The following is a 16,658-nucleotide window of genomic DNA, read 5'->3' as shown; positions in this document are numbered from 1 at the left end:
TCGGAAGACCCAGGGCAGGAGGGCAGGAGGGCAGGAGGGCAAGAGGGCAGGAGGGCAGGAGCGCCATAAGGTCTCCTGCCCTCCTGCCCTCTTGCCCTCCTGCCCTCGGCCGTTAGGCCTTCCGGTCGATGCAGCCCTTGAAGTTCGGGTTCGTCTTCTCGGCGTCCGGCACCGGGAGGTTCACGTCGTCGCCGAACTTGAACGGCGTCTTGTGGAAGCCGTCCTCGGGGAACGTGCTGTCCTCGGTGCGGCCGTACTGCCGGATGAGACGACGGAGATCGCCGAGGCGCATGCCGCGGCCGAACTGCCAGAACGCCTTCTCGCGGAACAGCAGGTCGATCGCGGCCTCCTTGCTGGCGGGCGTCGCGAGCGGCGCCATCACGGGGACGGAGAACGCGCCGAGCGTCTGCGCGCTGGTGCGCAGCGCGTTCAGCGTCGTCATCATCCCGGTGATGTCGTTGTTGTTCAGCTTCGCCTCGGCCTCGATCAGACGCGCGTCGATGCCCGACGCGAGCACGACCGGCGCCTCGCGCGTCGACCAGATGAGCTGTCCGACCCACGGCGTCTGGCCGTCGAAGCCGGTCCGCGTGTTGTCCTTGTACGAGCCCGTGGTCGGCACGCGCGGGTCCTTCGCGGAGCCGAACGGGATCGCGTTGCGGATGCGGACCTCGACGCCGTTGGCGAGCGTCACGCTGTCGCCGACCGCGACGCGGGCGGACGACGGGTTCGACGCGTTGACCGTCCAGATCGTGTTGCTCTGGGTGGTCTGGGAGAACGTGAGCGTGTACTGGTAGCTCGTCGGGACGTTCGCGACCGTCTGCGCGGCGGCCGAGAACTGGGCGAGGTCCACCTGCGCGCGCGCCTTCGCGATCGTGGCGGCGGTGCGCACCTTCACCGACAGCGCGTTCGTGCCCGACGCGAGCGCGATCGCCGAGTCGAGGTGCGCGATGGCGAGCTGGAAGCCCTCCGCGTTCGTGATCGGCTTCGTGTAGGTGATGACGCCGTTGACGACCTCACCGAACGGGATGCCGTTGCAGAAGTCCTCGGAGACCGTGAGCTCCTCGAGGCCCATGGCGAAGTACATCTCGCCCTGCTTCTCCGGCTCGTTCGGGATGAGCGCCTTCAGCGAGTTGAGCGCCTCGCGGAACCGGCCGCGCGACTGCTGCGCGACGTTGTAGGCGCCGGTGACCTCGGCGTCGAGGTTGGCGATCTGGCGCCGGTCCATGTCGATCCGCTGCGTGAAGGTGTCGGTCACCTTCCACACGTCGGTCACGAGGTCCGAGTAGATCCAGAGGTTCTGGCTGTTGCCGTTGCCGCCGCCGCCGGTCCAGCTCTGGAGGGCGCCTAACGCGCCGACGTAGAGCGCCTGGGCGCCGGTGGCGCCGGCGGCCTGCACGGCCTCCGGCGTGATGAGGCCGGGCTGCTGCGGCTCGAGCAGCTGGTCCTGCACGCCGCAGCCGGCGAGGCCCGCCGCGGCGCCGAGCGCCAGCAGCGTCTTCGTGGTGAGTCTATCGCGCGACATCAGAAGTACAGGTTGAGGCGGGCGGTGTAGTACGAGCGCGGCGCCGAGGCCATGAAGCCGGTCTGCACGTCACCCGTCGAGTAGTTGGCTTCCGGATCCTGGCCGCGGTACTTCGTGAACACGGCGAGGTTGCGCGCGCCGAGGCTCAGGTTCGCGTTGCTCGCGTGCACGAGGCGGAGGTAGCGGTTCGGCACCCCGATCGTGGCCGAGAGCTCGCGGAAGCGGATGAACGCGCCGTTCTCGATGTAGCCCGACGACGTGGTCGGCACCGTGACGCGCTGCGCGAGGCAGTCCGCCTGATCGCGGAGCGGGGCGTTCGGGTTCGAGCGCGCCGCCACGGCCGCGTTGTTCGCGCAGAGGAACTGGGCGTTGTCGTTGAAGACGTAGAAGCCGCCCTTGTAGTCGAACATCGCGCGGACGCGCAGCTTCCTGTTCAGGAAGTCGAAGCCGTTCGTCAGCGACGCGGTGTACGTCGGCTGCGAGGCGCCGAGGAAGTGGTACGCCGTGTCGACCGAGATCTCGTCGACCGTGAGGATGTTGTCGCCGTTCGCGTCCGACCACTTCCGGTCGCGCACGAACCACGCGTTGATCGGGTAGCCGACCGCGTTGCGCTGCGTGCCCGTGCCGATGTCCGGCACGGGGACGCCGTTCTCGGTGCCGAGCGTGCGGATCTTGTTCGTGTTGTGCGCGCCGATGACGCCGAGGTCCCAGCCGAAGTTGCGCGTGCTGGCGAGCGTCGCGTTCACCGAGAGCTCGAGCCCCTGATTGCCGATGGAGCCGAGGTTCTGCAGCACGCTCAGCGTCGAGGCACCCGACGACGACGCGATCGGCCGCGAGATGAGCGCGTCCTGCGAGCGGCGCGTGTAGTACGTGAAGTCGACGCTGACGCGGTTGAAGAGCTGGCTCTCGAAGCCCGCCTCGACCTCGGTCGCCGACTCCGGCCGGAGGTTCGGGTTACCGACGGCCGCGGCGCGGAGGCCCGGCGTGTCGGTGCCCGACTGGCCGTTCGACGAGGAGACGACGTTCACGACGCGCGACGAGTACGTGTACAGCGCCGCCGTGGCGCCGGGGTTCTGCCCCGCCTTGCCGTACGCGCTGCGCAGCCGGAGGCTGTTCAGCCACGAGTAGTGCGGGAAGAACGGCTCGTCGGAGATGACCCACGCGAGCTGCGCCTTCGGGTAGATCGCGTTCTTGTAGTTCACGCCGAACGCGCTGTTCTTGTCGGAGCGCGCGGCGAGCGTGACGAACATGCGGTCGCGCAGCGAGATCTGCTCCTGCACGTAGTAGCCGAGCGTCTTCGTGGCGGACGGCAGCCCGTTGCCGCCGAACTGCACCGCGCCCGCGCCGACCGTCTGCGCGCCCGGCGGCAGCTGCTGGCTGGAGCTGTTCGTGTTCTCGCCCTCGATGTTCGTGTAGTCCGCGCCGACCGTCGTCTTCAGGTTGGCCCAGTCGCGCGCCGACCACGTCGCCGTGGCGGCGAGCTTCGCCGAGAGGTTGCGGTCGTTCGAGTGCTGGCTCGTGGCGTAGCCGAGGCGCGTGGTGCCCGACGGCGGGCACTCGTTGAAGCGGCACACCTCGCCGTCGCGGCGGTCGGAGAGGTCCACGCCGATGTTCCCATCGGCCTGCAGCCACGAGAACGGGCGGTAGTTGCCGTTCACGCTGCCCAGCATGCGCTGGATGTCCTCGACGACGACGTCCTGGAAGATGTCGCCGTAGACGTAGCTCGCGTTGCCGTTCAGGTCACGGCCCAGCGCGTCCTTGTTCGTACGGCTCGGCCCCGCGCCGTTGAAGCCGGGGTTCATCGCCGCCTGGTAGAAGATCGACCAGGAGTTGTTGTCCGTCTGCGTGAGCCGCTGGTTCGTCTTGATGTACGACGACTGCACGCTGAGGTCGAACTTGTCGTTCACCGCCGCGTTGATGTTGCCGCGGACGTTCGTGCGGCCGAGCATCTCGGGCTTCTTCCACTCCTCGCGGATCGGCGTGTTCGCGGACTGCAGGCGCGCGAGCTCCGAGTCGGGGAGGCGCACCGGGCCCTCCTCCACCTCCCAGCCGCCGCTCGAGAAGTAGCGGACCTTCTCCGTGCCGCCGCTCACCTGGCCGCCGAACTGCTTGCGGTTGCCGGTCTGGATCGGCGAGTACGCCGCGACGTTCAGCGGGTTGAACGTCGTGATGCTGTCCTGGATGCAGGTCTTCGCCGAGATCTGCGTGAGCTCGCAGCGGCGCTGCACCGTGGTCGCGGTGGGCGAGTGGCCCCAGATCATGTACGAGAGCGGGTAGTCCGCCTTGTCCTTGATGGCGCCCGTCTCGCCGAACCAGTTCCACTGCGCGCCGCCGGCGCGGCCCTTCTTGGTGGTGACGATGATGACGCCGTTCACCGCGTCCGTGCCGTACAGCGTGGCCGCCGACGGGCCCTTCACGATCTCGATGTTGTCGATGTCGTCCGGCGCGAGGCTCGAGAGGAGCGTCGTGCGCTGGCCGCCCGTCGGCACACCCACCGAGCCCGCGTTGAAGCGCACGCCGTCGACGATCCAGATCGGCGCGTTGCTCAGCGAGATCGAGTTGAGCCCGCGGAGGCGGATCGTGCCCGCCGTGCCGGTCATCGAGCCGGGGAGGACGTTCACGCCGGCCACCTTGCCGACGAGCAGGTCGCTCACGTTGTGCGTCGGGACCTCGGCGACGTGCTCGCCGACGTTCGGCAGCGAGGCGACCGAGTTGCCGAGCTCCACGCGGCGCTGCGGGCCGGTGGCGGTGGTGACGATCTCCGACAGCTGCACGACGGAGGGCGACAGCGAGAAGTCGACGGTCAGCGACTGGCCGGCGGACACGGCGACGGGCTTCTTCTGCTCCGTGTAGCCGACGCGGATGACGCGGACCTGGGCCTGGCCCGCGGGGACGCCGCGGATCGAGTAGCGGCCCTCGGCGTTCGTCGTCGCGATCAGCGTGGTGCCGACGACGTAGACGCGGCTGTCGGGGAGGGGCTGGGCGGTGCCGGCGGCAGTCACCTGGCCGCTGATGGTCGCCTGCTGGGCACCGGCGACGCCGGCACCTCCGACGAGCAGGACGGCGGCGAACCCGCTACGGAGCAGCGGGCGCCGGAGAATGGAACCTCTCATGGACGTTGGCAAACCTCTGACGGGATGAACACCCGCCGTCACGGAAGGGAACGGCGACGGCGGCGGGTTGGGGCGCCGTGACTCCGACGCCCGGGACTCGGGGACTCGCCGGTTTACGGGCTCGTCCGACGGGTTGTTGGGAGACCTGACAATCAAACCACCCGGCACGAACATGTAAACGAATGGTTTACAAGTCGGGAGCGCACTCGGAGGACTGCGGAGCCGCCGGATGCGCAACGGCGCCCGCCAGGAGAGCTGGCGGGCGCCGCGGACGAGTCGGGTCGAGCCGTCGGGTCAGCGCACGGCGCGGACGCCGTCGACGGCGAACGGCTCGAGGGCGTCGGCGACGGAGCGGAGCTCGGCGGCGATGGCGCCGGTGAAGCCGGCCGCCTCGAGCCGGTCGCTCACCTGCCGGTACCAGCGCACCTTGGTCTCCCGCCCCTCGGCGAAGCGGTGCCAGACGGCGTCGGGGAACGCGGTGCGCCGGAGGTCGGTGAGCAGCGTGCTCCCCTCGTGCACCTGGTGCGCGGCGAGCACCCAGCGGCTCCGATCGGACGCGGAAGCGAGTCGGTCGAGGTGGTCGAGCTTCTGCTCCTCATGCGACAGCTCGACGCCATCATCGTCCAAGCGGCGGCGCACCGCGCCAAGCGCCGCGGTCAGGACGTCGGGGCCGAACTTGTCCTCGAGGCGGTGCCGGACGGCGTCCTCGCTCAGACCATCGCGGAGGTAGTCCTCCACCGCCTCGTGCAGGATCGCGGCGACCACGGTCACGTCGTCCTGCCCATAGCGGGTCAGGATGACGGCGGCGTTCGCGGGCGCGGTGAAGTACGGCAGGCGGGTCCCCTTGCGGACCTCCTGGTCGTGGTGCTTCGCCGCGAACGCGAGCGCGTGGTTGATGCGGTCCGAGTATCCGGTCGTCATGGGTGCACCGAAAGAGCGGAAACTACGAGAAACGGCGGACGGGGACAGAGTCGCGTAATCAGACCCCCACGGCCATCCGTAGTTTCCGGCCGTTCCCGACGTTTCCGTGTACGCCGGGGGACTGGCCCGCGCCCGGGAGCCGTCACCGCGCGAACCAGCCGAGCAGCCGCTCCAGCCCCGCGCGGTCGTCGTCGTCGAACGCGCCGGGGTACTCGGAGTCGACGTCGAAGACCGCGACGAGCGTCCCGCTCCGGTCGACGACGGGGACCACGATCTCGCTGCGCGACCGGGCGTCGCAGGTGATGTGGCCGGGAAACTCGTTCACGTCCTCGACGACGACGGTGCGCCGCTCCGCCGCCGCGGTGCCGCAGACGCCCCGGCCGAACGCGATGTCGAGGCAGCCGAGCGTCCCCTGGTACGGGCCGACCCGGAGCAGCCGGTCGGGCTCCACCACGCGATAGAAGCCGGTCCACAGGTGGCCGAACGCGTGGTGCACGAGGCAGCTCACGGTGGCCATGGCGGCGATGGGATCGTCGACCCCGGCGAGGACGGCGTCGATCTGCTCGGCCAGCTCGTCGTAGGCGGCCGGCTTCGGGAGGTGGCGGAGGTCGAGGGTCTGTTCGGCCATGAGAGGGAGGAGGGGAACGGCGGGACGACTTGCTGCGGGACGATCGACGGCGGGACGTCTACGGCGGGACGATCGACGGCGGGACGTCTACGGCGGGACGTCTACGGCGGGACGTCGAACGGCGGCATGGTGATGCGTTCAGCGGGATCCGGTCCGCGTCGGATTGGTACTCGTGCGCAAGCCGCGCATGGCACCTTGGGCGAAGGGGGGGAGCCCCCCCTGGGACCTAGGTACGCGCCGCCGGTGTTCCCGCCGTCGATCGTCCCGCCGTCGATCGTCCCGCCGTCGATCGTCCCGCCGTCGATCGTCCCGCAGCAAGTCGTCCCGCAGCAAGTCGTCCCGCCGTAGACGTCCCGCCGTAGACGTCCCGCCGTAGACGTCCCGCCGTAGACGTCCCGCCGTCGATCGTCCCGCCGTAGACGTCCCGCCGTCGATCGTCCCGCACGAGATCGTCCCGCCGTGCCGCCCGCAGTATACCCTCACACGCTCGCGCCGATCTGCCCGATCACCACGAGGTCGATCGCCGCGAGCGCGAGCCCCTGGACCGCGACGCCGAGCCCCGCACCCACGGCGCCGAGCCGCCGGCCGAGGAGCCAGCCGGCGAGGGCGAGCGTCGCGCCGACCGCCACGCCGCCGAGGTCGATGCCGAGCGACCACCAGACGAAGCGGTCGAATCGCGTCGCCGCGGCATAGTCGGGGAGACGGAGCTGCCGAAGCGCGAGCAGGGCGAGCGCGACGTCGACGGCGCCCCAGCCGGCGGTCTGGAGTGCGAAGTGGCGCACGAGCGGCACCCGCTGCCGCCGCGCGACGGCGAGCGCGAGCAGCGCCGTGCCGACGACGACGCACGCCGCGCCCCACACGACGATGCGATAGAAGTGCGCGCGCTCGAGCGAGAGGAAGGTGTCGGACCACATGTCGGGGACATTCTAACGGGCGGACGCGGCTACGGCGGACTCGAACCTGCGGAGTGGACGGCCCGCATCATCCGCCGCCGTTCTCGCTTCCGCCGCACCCGGCTTCATGCTCGTCACCCGGACCCCTCACGGCCTGTACCTGCCCGCGGCCGGCCTGCACCTCGATGCGCGCACGGCGCCGGGTACGGTATTCGTGTCGCACGCGCACAGCGATCACTGCACCGCGGCCGAGCGCATCCTGTGCACGCCGGAGACGGCGGCGCTGCACGAGGCGCGGCGCGGGGCGCGCGAGGCGGTGCGGCTCCCGTACGGCGAGTCGTTAGGCATCGGCGAGGCGCGGGTGACGCTGACGCCGGCGGGGCACGCGCTCGGCAGCGCGATGATCGTGAGCGAGTCGGCGGAGGGCCGCGCGGCGTACACGGGGGACTTCAAGCTCCGCGCGAACCCGTTCTCGCCGCCGGCCGAGATCCCGCGCGTCGACGAGCTGGTGATGGAGTGCACGTTCGGCGAGCCACGCTACCGGTTCCCGCCCGACGAGGAGCTGATCGCGCGGCTGTACGCGTTCGTCGACGCGGCGTTCGCGGAGGGGGCGGTGCCGGTGGTGCTCGCGTACGCGTTGGGCAAGGGACAGGAGGCGCTGTGGCACCTCGTGCGCGCGGGCTACGACGTCGCCGTGCACGGCGCGATCGCGAACCTGTGCGACCTGCACGTCGCGCTCGGCCACCCGTTCCCGGGCCCGGGCTCGTGGTCGCGCTATCGACGCGCCGAGCTCCAGGTGCCTAACGCGCGCCGCGTGCTGCTGACGACGCCGAACACGCGCAAGGCGCCGATGGTGCAGAAGCTCCCGGCGAAGCGCACGTGCCTGCTCACCGGATGGGCGCTGCATCCGGGGGCGTGGAACATCTACAAGGACCTCGACCTCGTGCTGCCGCTCTCCGATCACGCGGACTTCGACGAGCTGGTACGGACGGCGACGGAGAGCGGGGCGCGGAAGGTCTACACGGTGCACGGCTTGCACAAGTTCGCCGAGCACCTGCGATCGTTAGGCATCGACGCCGAGCACCTCGCCGATCATCCGCAGACGGACGAGCTCGCGCCGACGACGGAGCCGGACGAGGGACAGCTCGGCCTCGCGCTCTGAAGCCACGGCCCGGCTCGTCGGCGCCTGCGTTCGTGCGTACGCGGGTGCGCGCGTGTGACACGAGTCACGCCGCGGTCGCGAAACGTTTTCGTGCGACGTACTCGGCCGCGCTACCTTGCAGGCCCGACGTGGCACCGGCCGTTCCTTCACACCCCTCCGCGCGGTGGAGGCTCGATGCAGAAGCGAACCTTGGCGGTCGCAGTCCTCGGCAGTCTCCTGACGAGCGTCGCTTCGGCGCAGTCGAGCTCGTTCAACAACGGCAGCGACGGGTGGCGCATCGGTGAGCTGTACGGGACGGGCGGCGGCAACCGCGCCGCGACGTTCCTCTCGGACGGGTTCGTGCAGACGTCCGACGCATACGGCTGGAACGCGTACTGGGCGCCGGAGGAGTACCTCGGCGACAAGTCGAGCTACTACGGCGGCAGCCTGTCGCTCGACCTGCGCGTGTCCGACGCGAACGACGTGCTCCACCCCACGCTCCTCATCTCCGACGGCACGACGCGCCTGCAGTACCGCTTCGACGCGCCGGAGACGTGGTGGGACACGTACGTCGTCCCGCTCTCCGAGGACGGCTGGGAGATGGCGCGGTTCGACGGCAGCGCGGGCGCGCCGGTGTCGCACGCGCTGTTCATGCAGGTGCTGTCGCACCTCGCGTTCATCCACGTCGACGCCGACTGGAAGTCGTCGGGCGGCCACGTGGATCTCGACAACGTGCGCATGGGCACGAACGCCCTCGCCGTCGTCACGCCGGAGCCCGTACCGCTGGCGCTGCTCGCGAGCGCGGCGCTCGGCCTCGGGCTCGTGGCGACCCGCCGGCGCGACTGACCGGCGGGCCGTCTCCCACGCCGCCTAACGGCGCCGCCTAACGGCGCCGCCTAACGGATCGGGACCACGATCGCGAACTGGTGCACCGACGCGCGCCCGCCATCGAACCGCAGCGGGGCGCTCGGCGCGACGATGACGCCGCCGGTGCTCGGCGCGGCGACGGTGACGTCGTCGCCCTGCGGCAGCGGCAGGCAGTCCCCCGCTCCCTGACAGGTGACGCGGAACGAGTAGCGCAGGTCGAACTCGCGGCGACGCCACTGGAGCGCGAACGTCGGCGTCCACTCGACCCACTGCTCGTGCTGCCGGCGGAACGTGCCGCGCACGTGGTCGGTCTGCCGCAGCACGTAGTCGATGGCGTACAGGCCGAGCCCGAGCTCGTAGCCGAACGACGAGCCGCTGTCGCGCGGCGCCGCGGCGCGTCCCACGCCGAGCCGCAGGTGCGTGTTGCCGAAGCGGAACCGGTTGTCGACGGTCCGCTCGCCGGTCCGCACGATCGGCCGTCCGGCGCCGCCCGTCGTGTCGTGCGCCGCCGTCGCCCACGTCGCGCTCGTCATCGGCTCGTACACGACGTCGACCCCGAACGACGACCGCCCGACGAGGCGCGCGAGCCCGAGCCCCACGTCCCCGGCGTAGGTGGTCCCGGGATCGCGCGGGATGTTCATGACGGTGTAGTTCGGGATCTTCGGGTGCGACAGCCGGTTCACCGTGAGCTGCGTGCCGACGCGCCACCCGTCGACGCCGAACGGCTGCACGAAGCGCCCGTGCGCGCCCCAGATGTGGGTGCGGTCGACGTTGTGCTCCCCGCGCTCGGCGCGGTCCTGCGTGCGCGTCGCGGCGTTCCACGTGAACGTCGTGTAGTGCACGTCGTGCGTGACGTCCGTGCGGTTGTGGACGAGCACGAGGTCGAGCGCGCGCCCGTCCTGCCACTGCCGCGTGGCGCCGAGCCGGACGTCGAGCAGGCTGCCGTCCTGCTCGATGCGGTCGCTGCCGGCGTAGAGCTGGTCCACGCCGTCGACCGCGCCGAGGCTCGCGGCGAACGCGCCGCCGCCGAACGACCACGCCCCGGCGCGCCGCGCGAGCGCACCGGCGGCGTAGCGGTTGATCGCCGTACGCTCGCTCGTCGGCAGGTTCCACGTCGGGCCGGCGCGGTCGAGCTGCTGGAACGCGACCGCCCCCGCGGCGCCCCAGTGGCCCCGAGCCCCGGCGGCGCCGAGCGGCATCGTGCGTCCGCCGCCACCGCGCGACAGCGAGTGGAAGAACGGCGCGCCGAAGATGACGGGCGCGCCGACCCACGTCGCCCGCGCGGGGTTCGCGAACGGGTCGGCGAGCGTGTCGTCGAGCGCGAGGCGGACGCCGGCCATGCCGGCGCGAGCGGCCGGGAAGATCTCGAACTGCTCGCCCTGGCGGACCGGCACCGTCTTCGGCGTCACGAGCTGGGCGCCGGCGGCGAACGGGGCGAGGACGAGCGGGACGATCGCGGATCGGACGAGGCATGGTCTCATAAGCGCACCGGGAAAAGGGTGATTCTTGCATGACCCGTCGGCCGGCATCGCGCGTCACATTCGCCGGAGACGGCGCGCGCCCGGCCGCCTAACGCGAACGGCCGCGGAGGCAATGCCCCCGCGGCCGTCCGTACGTCGGTCGACGGTCGCCCTACCGCACGACCACGTCGCCGCCGCCGATCGTCTGCTCGACGGTCTTCGTGCCGTTCCAGTTGCTCGCGAACCACAGCCCGCCGCTCTTGTTGAACACGGCGATGCCGAGCGAGTCATTCGAACCGGGCGACCCGCGGTCGGTGAGCGTCACCTGGAGGGTGGCGTTGCCGTCCACGGCGATCACGTTGGTCGGATCGGTGATGTCCTGGATGCTCGCCTTGGCCGCGAACTGCGCCGTGTACGGCGTGTTCACCGCGTCCGTCGCGAGCGACGTCATCGAGTTGGCCTTGATCTGGTACGTGCGACCGCCGTTGCGGACGATGACGTTGAGGCTCCCCTGCAGGTTCGTGAGCTGCTTGTTGTACTTCACGTTGAACCCGTAGTTCGTCTTCAGCCCGGCCTGTCCGGCGTACTGGCCGCCCGACGCCGAGTTCACGAGGAAGCCGCCGCCGCTGATCATGCCGCCGATCGGCAGAGCGACGGTCACCACGGTGTTGTCGTCCGCGCTGTTGCGCGCGTAGAAGCCATCGACGACGACGCCGACGGTCCAGGTGGCACTCTCCTGGCTGCCGAGGCTCGCCGACCAGTTGCACGACACGGTGCCGGTCTTGGTGTCCGCGGACGACACGAGTCCCACGGGGGCCGAGCACAGCGTCGCGCCGCTCGCGCGATCGACGAAGCGCACGCTCGCGTTGCGCACGTCGCCGGCGCTCGCGTCGTACGCCGGGTCGCCGGCGGCGGCGGTGGCGTCCATGATGGTCGCGCTGAGCGTCACCGCGGCAGTCGTGCTGTTCACGCCGGCCGTGGACGCGTAGGTGGCGCCCGTGTACGTGACGCGGGCGTCCTCCGGCGCGACGGTGAACGACGTGGAAGCCGAGTTCACGGTGAAGTTCGCATTCACGCCGGTGAAGTCGGCGGTCACCGCCTTCACGCCGGGCGGAAGCGACGTGCCTAACGTGACGACGAGCGTGCCCACCAGCCCGCCCGCCGCGGGCGCGAGCGTCGCGGTGCCGACGGTCTGCCCGGCGATCTTGAACGTCACGCCGGTGGCCGGCGCGACGGTTCCGAGCGCGGCCGGCGAGAGCTTCGCCGTCAGCGTCACCTGGTCGCTGTACTGCTGGGAGCTCGGCGAGACGGTGAGCGACGCGGTGGTGGCCGCGGCGGTGATGGCGAAGCCGCCCGCGCCCGCGCTCCCATCGTGGTTCGCGTCGCCCGCGAACGCGGCGCTCGCCTTCGCCGCGCCGACGTTCGTGTTGTTCGCGTACGTCAGCGGCGACACGGCGACGTCGAGCCCGCCCGCACCGGTGGCGCGCGCGGCGCACGGCGTCCGCGCCGTGCCGTCGAACGTGAGCGTGGCCGGCGTGCAGGTGACGGTCACCGTGGACGGGGCCTTCGCGATGGTGAACCCGCCGGTGCCCGCGCTGCCGTCGTGGTTCGCGTCACCCGGATAGCTCGCGCTCACCGACGCCGACCCCGCGTTCGTGTTCGCGGCGTACGTGAGCGCCGCCGCGCCCGTGACGGTGCCCGGTCCGCTCACCGCCGCCGTGCACGGCGCGAGCGCACCGCCGGTGTAGACGACCGACGCGGGGCAGCTCACGGCCACGCTCGACGCGGCCTTGCCGATCGTGAACGTCGCGCTGCCGCTCGCCGGATCGTGGTTCGCGTCACCGGCGAAGGCGGCACCGGCGCTCGCCGTGCCGGCGTTCGTGTTGGCGGTGTAGGTCACGGGGGTCACGGCCGCGCTCAGCCCGCCCGCGCCAGTGACCGTCGCGGCGCACGGCGTCTTCGGTGTGCCGTCGTAGGTCTGCGTCGCCGACGCGCACGTCACGGTCACCGCGGCGGGCGCCTTGGCGATCGAGAACGTGGCGCTCCCGGTGGCAGCGTCGTGGTTCGCGTCGCCGTCGAAGGCGGCGGTCGCCGTCGCGGCGCCGACGTTCGTGTTGCCCGAGTAGGCGGGCGTGAGCGACCGGCTCAGGCCACCGGCGCCGGCGACGTTCGCGGTGCACGGCGTCTGCGCGCTGCCATCGTACGTGAGCGGCGCGGTCGGGCACGAGACCGTGACCGCAGCCGGCGCCTTCGTGATGCCGAACGTCGCGCTGCCGCTGCTGCCGACGTGGTTGGCGTCGCCCGCGAATGCCGCGCTCGCGGTGGCGGTGCCGACGTTCGTGTTCGCGGCGTACGTCGGCGCGAGCGACGCGGCGAGACCACCGACCCCGTTCGCCGCCGCGGTGCACGGCGCCAGCGCGGCCCCGGTGAACACCGCGGTCGCCGGGCAACTCACCACGACCGCGGACGCGGCCTTCTCGATCGCGAACGTAGCGCTGCCGGAGCTCGCCTCGTGGTTCGCGTCGCCGGCGTAGCTCACGCTCGCCGTGGCCGTCCCGGCGTTCGTGTTGTTCGCGTACGTCGGGGCGGGCGTCGCCGAGAAGTTGCCGGCACCGGTGACGGTCGCCGAGCAGGGCGTGCGCGCGGTGCCGTCGTAGGTCACCGACGCCGGGCAGGTCACGGTCGCCACGGACGGCGCCTTGCGCACGTCGATCGTGACCGTCGCCGTGGCGGTGGTGTAGTTCGCGGCGTCGGTCGGCGTGAACGTGACCGACAGCGACTGCGCGTCGCCCGCGTTAGGCAGCGCGCCCGCCGCCGGCGAGTACACGAACGAACCCGGCACGCTCGCCGTGGCGTTCAGCTGCGCGGCGCCTAACGCCGCGCCATACGTGATCGCCGCCGGCGCGTTCCAGGCGATCGCCGGCGTCGCCTTCGTGATGGTGAACGTCGCGGTGCTCGTGCTGCCGAGGTGGTTCGCTTCACCCGCGAACGTGCCGGTCGCCGTCGCCGTGCCGACGTTCGTGTTGGCCGCGTACGTCGGCGTGAGCGACTGGCTCAGGCCGCCCGCGCCCGCGACCGACGCGGTGCACGGCGTCTTCGGGGTACCGTCGTAGCCGACCGACGCCGGGCTGCACGTCACGGTGACGGTCGACGATGCCTTCCCGATCTCCAGCGTGCCGGTGGCGTTCGTCGCCTGGTAGTTCGGGTTCGCGAGCGTCGCGACGACGGCGTAGCTCCCCGCGCCCGAGGGTGCCGCCGAAGCCCCGTCGTACGTGACGGCGACGCCGGTGAGCCCGGCCGGCGAGGTCGTGACGGCGGCCGCCTTCGCCGCGCCGTCGTACGTCGCGCTCAGCGCGCCGAGCGTCAGCGTCGCCGTCGCCTTGCCGATGACGAGCGTGCCGGTCGCGTTGGGCGCCTGGTAGTTCGCGTCGGTGAGCGTGGCCACCACGGCGTAGCTGCCGGCGGCCGTCGGCGCGGCGGCCGCGCCGTCGTAGGTGATCGCGATGCCGGCCGCCCCGAGCTCCGGCGTCGAGGCCGTCGCGGCGTGCGCGGCACCGTCGTAGGTCGCGGCGGACGCGTCGAGCGTGATCGCGGTCGTCTTGCGCGCGGCCGTCGTGGTGAGCGTGACGGGCGCCGCGGCGGCGTAGCTCGCGTTGCCGGCCTGCGTCGCGGTGAGCGTACACGTGCCGGTGCCGGCGCTCATGGTCACCGTGGGGCCGCTCGCGGTGCACGCGCCGCTCGCCTGCACGGCCACCGGCAGCTGCGACGACGCCGACGCGGTGACGTCGAACGTGGCGCCGTACACCGCACTCGCGGGCGCGCCGGCGAACGTGATGGTCTGCGTCGCCTGCGCCACGTCGATGGTGACGGTCTTCGTGACCGTCTCGTAGCTCGTGGTGTTCGTCGGCGTGAACGTGACGGTGAGCGGCTGGTCCTCGCCGACGCCGAGCGTGGTGCCGGCGGCGGGGCTGTACGTGAACGTGCCGGGGACCGACGCGGTCGCGTTCAGCTGCGTGCCGGAGAGCGCGGTGCCGTAGGTGATCGCGGCGGGCGCGCTCCACGTCACGATCGGCGTGGCCTTGCCGACGGTGTACGTGATGCTCTGCGACGTGCTGCCCGCGGTGCCGGTCTGCGCGTAGGTGGCGTCGCCCAGGTAGTAGATGCTGACGGTGTGCACGCCGCTGGACATGCCGGCGTAGGACAGCGTCGCGCTGCCGTTCACGAGCGGCTGCGCCACCACGTAGCTGTTGTCCACCTTGAGGTAGACGGTGCCGGTCGGCGTGCCGCCGGCGCCGGTCACCGTGGTCGAGAACGCGACCGTCTGGCCGAACGCCGAGCCGTTCGCCGGGTTCGCACCGATGCTCGCCGTCGTGGCGGTGCGTGGGTACAGATAGAAGTAGGTCCACTCGCCCGCGTAGGTGTCGTCGTCGCGGGTACGCGCCTCGAAGATGTACGTGTGCGTCGTGTTCGCCGGGATCGCGTACGAGTAGGTGAGCTTCCCCGTCGCGTCGGTGTTGACGGTGGTCTGGCCGACGTACTGCCAGGTGGTGCACGTGTAGTAGTAGTAGCCGTTCCAGCACGAGCCGTTCGGCACCTCCTCGTACACGTACACCAGCGTCGGGCTGCTCGCCATCGGCGCGTTCGCGAGCTCGTCGAGCGCGACGGCGCTCACCGTGTGCGTCGCCCCGGCGGTCACGTAGGTCGACGTGGTCGGGGCGCCGTCGATCTGCTGCGACTGCCAGCGCGCGCCGCGCCTGACGATCAGGGACATCGTCGTGCTGCTCGCCTGGTAGTCGCAGCCGACCGCGGCCGGCTGGAACGCCGCACGCAGCGTGTACGTGCCGAGCGGATAGAGCGTGGACGAGATGTACGGCGCCTGCGACGGCGCGTAGAACCACGGACTGCCGCTCGACGCGTAGAGCGCGGTGCCGGTGGCGACTGCGGCGCCGCTGGCGGCGTCCGTGAACGCCATGCTGCCGCAGGTCACGTAGTTGGAGCCGGTATTGATCGTGCCGGTGAAGGCGTAGGCGTAGAGCTGATACGTGCCGCGCCCGTACGTCACGTACTGCGCGTAGCTGTACGTGGTCGTCCCGACGCCCGCCAGCAGATTGGCCGCTCCGAACGCGCCGATCGCGCGCGACGCCGACACGCCGGCGACCGCCGCGGGCACGTACGTTACGAGCACCGCCTTCGAGCCGTCGGCGCCGCGGGCGGCGACCTCCTCACCCGCCGGTGCGCCGGCGCCTAACGTGAGGCCGTAGCTGGCCATGTTGTCGTACGCGAGCGTCGGGGCGCCCGACCCGACGACGGCCTCGCCGGCCGCCGTCAGGCCGGTCACGCTCGCGTGCGACGCGAGCGCCGCGTCGGCGCCGACCACCGCGGCCGAGATGCCGGCGAGCCAGCCGTAGCGCGTGGTGGCGTCGTCGGAAAGATCCTGCAGCGCGACGAGTCCGGTCGTGCCGCGCGTCTCGAACGTCGCCGCCGCCCACCGGGCGAGGCCGACGAGGAGCCGGTCCTTGGACGGCCGGTCGCTGGCGCCGAGGTCGGGCGTGCCGGACCAGACGGCGACGCGCCCGGTCACACCGTCCTTCAGCCGGGCGGCGATGGCGGTCGAGCGCAGGAGGTCGTACGGCCGAGCGGCGCCGCCATCGGCGAGCGACGGGATCACGAAGAGCGCGTACCGCGACAGATCCGCGGACGCGAGATCGACGGTGCCGGCGCTGCCGTCGTATCCGCGCTCCACGCCGACGGGGAAGGTGCCGCTCAGCGCGGCGACGATCGCGCCGCACCCCGTGGCGTCCGACGGGGGGCAGTAGACGAGCGCCTTGCCCGTGCTCGCTGCCGGCGCGGTCTCGATGGGCGAGCTCGGAGTGGACGTCCCGGCAGCTAGTCGCACGGAGTCCGCCGGAGGCGGACCCTTGGGACGACCGTCGTGCGGCGGGGGCGGGAGGTGCGACGTATCGGGTGCCTGCGACGGGGCCGGCAGCGCGGGGGACGCGGGCTGCGCGGGCTGCGGCGGCTCGACCTGCTGGCCGGCGACCGGCGCGCCGTACACGACGACGGCGGTCAGGACCGAGAGCAGGCGGCTAAGAGAGAAGCGCATGCGACGCGGC

9 protein-coding genes are annotated in these 16,658 nt (G+C 71.7%); 2 read left to right on the top strand and 7 right to left on the bottom strand.

Going from position 1 to position 16,658, the window contains the following annotated elements; genetic code table 11:
- Positions 1-112: 112 nt before the first annotated feature.
- The 5 genes from J421_RS06440 to J421_RS06420 all read right to left on the bottom strand — a co-directional run bounded on the left by J421_RS06440 (position 113) and on the right by J421_RS06420 (position 7,098).
- On the bottom strand, positions 113-1,522 hold the full coding sequence (locus J421_RS06440) for a RagB/SusD family nutrient uptake outer membrane protein (RefSeq protein WP_025410353.1): 1,410 nt from the start codon (positions 1,520-1,522) through the stop codon (positions 113-115).
- Positions 1,522-4,635: a SusC/RagA family TonB-linked outer membrane protein gene (locus J421_RS06435; protein ID WP_025410352.1), complete on the bottom strand. Its 3,114-nt coding sequence runs from the start codon at positions 4,633-4,635 to the stop codon at positions 1,522-1,524. Before J421_RS06435 ends, J421_RS06440 begins: the two co-directional genes overlap by 1 nt.
- 294 nt (positions 4,636-4,929) lie before the next feature.
- Positions 4,930-5,556, bottom strand: coding sequence for an HD domain-containing protein (locus J421_RS06430; RefSeq protein ID WP_025410351.1), 627 nt, complete (start codon positions 5,554-5,556; stop codon positions 4,930-4,932).
- A gap of 142 nt (positions 5,557-5,698) precedes the next feature.
- Positions 5,699-6,184: a GAF domain-containing protein gene (locus J421_RS06425; protein WP_025410350.1), complete on the bottom strand. Its 486-nt coding sequence runs from the start codon at positions 6,182-6,184 to the stop codon at positions 5,699-5,701.
- Positions 6,185-6,663: 479 nt separating this feature from the next.
- The gene (locus J421_RS06420) at positions 6,664-7,098 is read right to left on the bottom strand and encodes a DUF6992 family protein (RefSeq protein ID WP_025410349.1); all 435 of its coding nucleotides are present in this window, start codon (positions 7,096-7,098) and stop codon (positions 6,664-6,666) included.
- Between the two features lie 106 nt (positions 7,099-7,204).
- Between J421_RS06420 and J421_RS06415 the strand changes: the two genes are divergently transcribed.
- Both J421_RS06415 and J421_RS06410 read left to right on the top strand, forming a co-directional pair.
- Positions 7,205-8,239, top strand: a complete 1,035-nt coding sequence (locus tag J421_RS06415) for an MBL fold metallo-hydrolase (RefSeq protein WP_025410348.1) — start codon at positions 7,205-7,207, stop codon at positions 8,237-8,239.
- Between the two features lie 174 nt (positions 8,240-8,413).
- Entirely contained in the window at positions 8,414-9,064 is a 651-nt protein-coding gene (locus J421_RS06410) for a laminin B domain-containing protein (RefSeq protein WP_104022328.1), read from the top strand.
- Between the two features lie 50 nt (positions 9,065-9,114).
- On the opposite strand, the gene J421_RS06405 is transcribed toward J421_RS06410, so the two are convergent.
- Positions 9,115-10,566, bottom strand: coding sequence for a hypothetical protein (locus tag J421_RS06405; protein ID WP_025410346.1), 1,452 nt, complete (start codon positions 10,564-10,566; stop codon positions 9,115-9,117).
- A gap of 151 nt (positions 10,567-10,717) precedes the next feature.
- The gene (locus J421_RS06400; RefSeq protein WP_025410345.1) at positions 10,718-16,648 is read right to left on the bottom strand and encodes an MBG domain-containing protein; all 5,931 of its coding nucleotides are present in this window, start codon (positions 16,646-16,648) and stop codon (positions 10,718-10,720) included.
- Positions 16,649-16,658: the final 10 nt, after the last annotated feature.

The sequence above is a fragment of the Gemmatirosa kalamazoonensis genome (assembly GCF_000522985.1).
Lineage (GTDB): Bacteria > Gemmatimonadota > Gemmatimonadetes > Gemmatimonadales > Gemmatimonadaceae > Gemmatirosa > Gemmatirosa kalamazoonensis.
The sequence above is the reverse complement of the archived record's forward strand: the minus strand, read 5'-3'. Positions and strand labels throughout refer to the sequence as shown.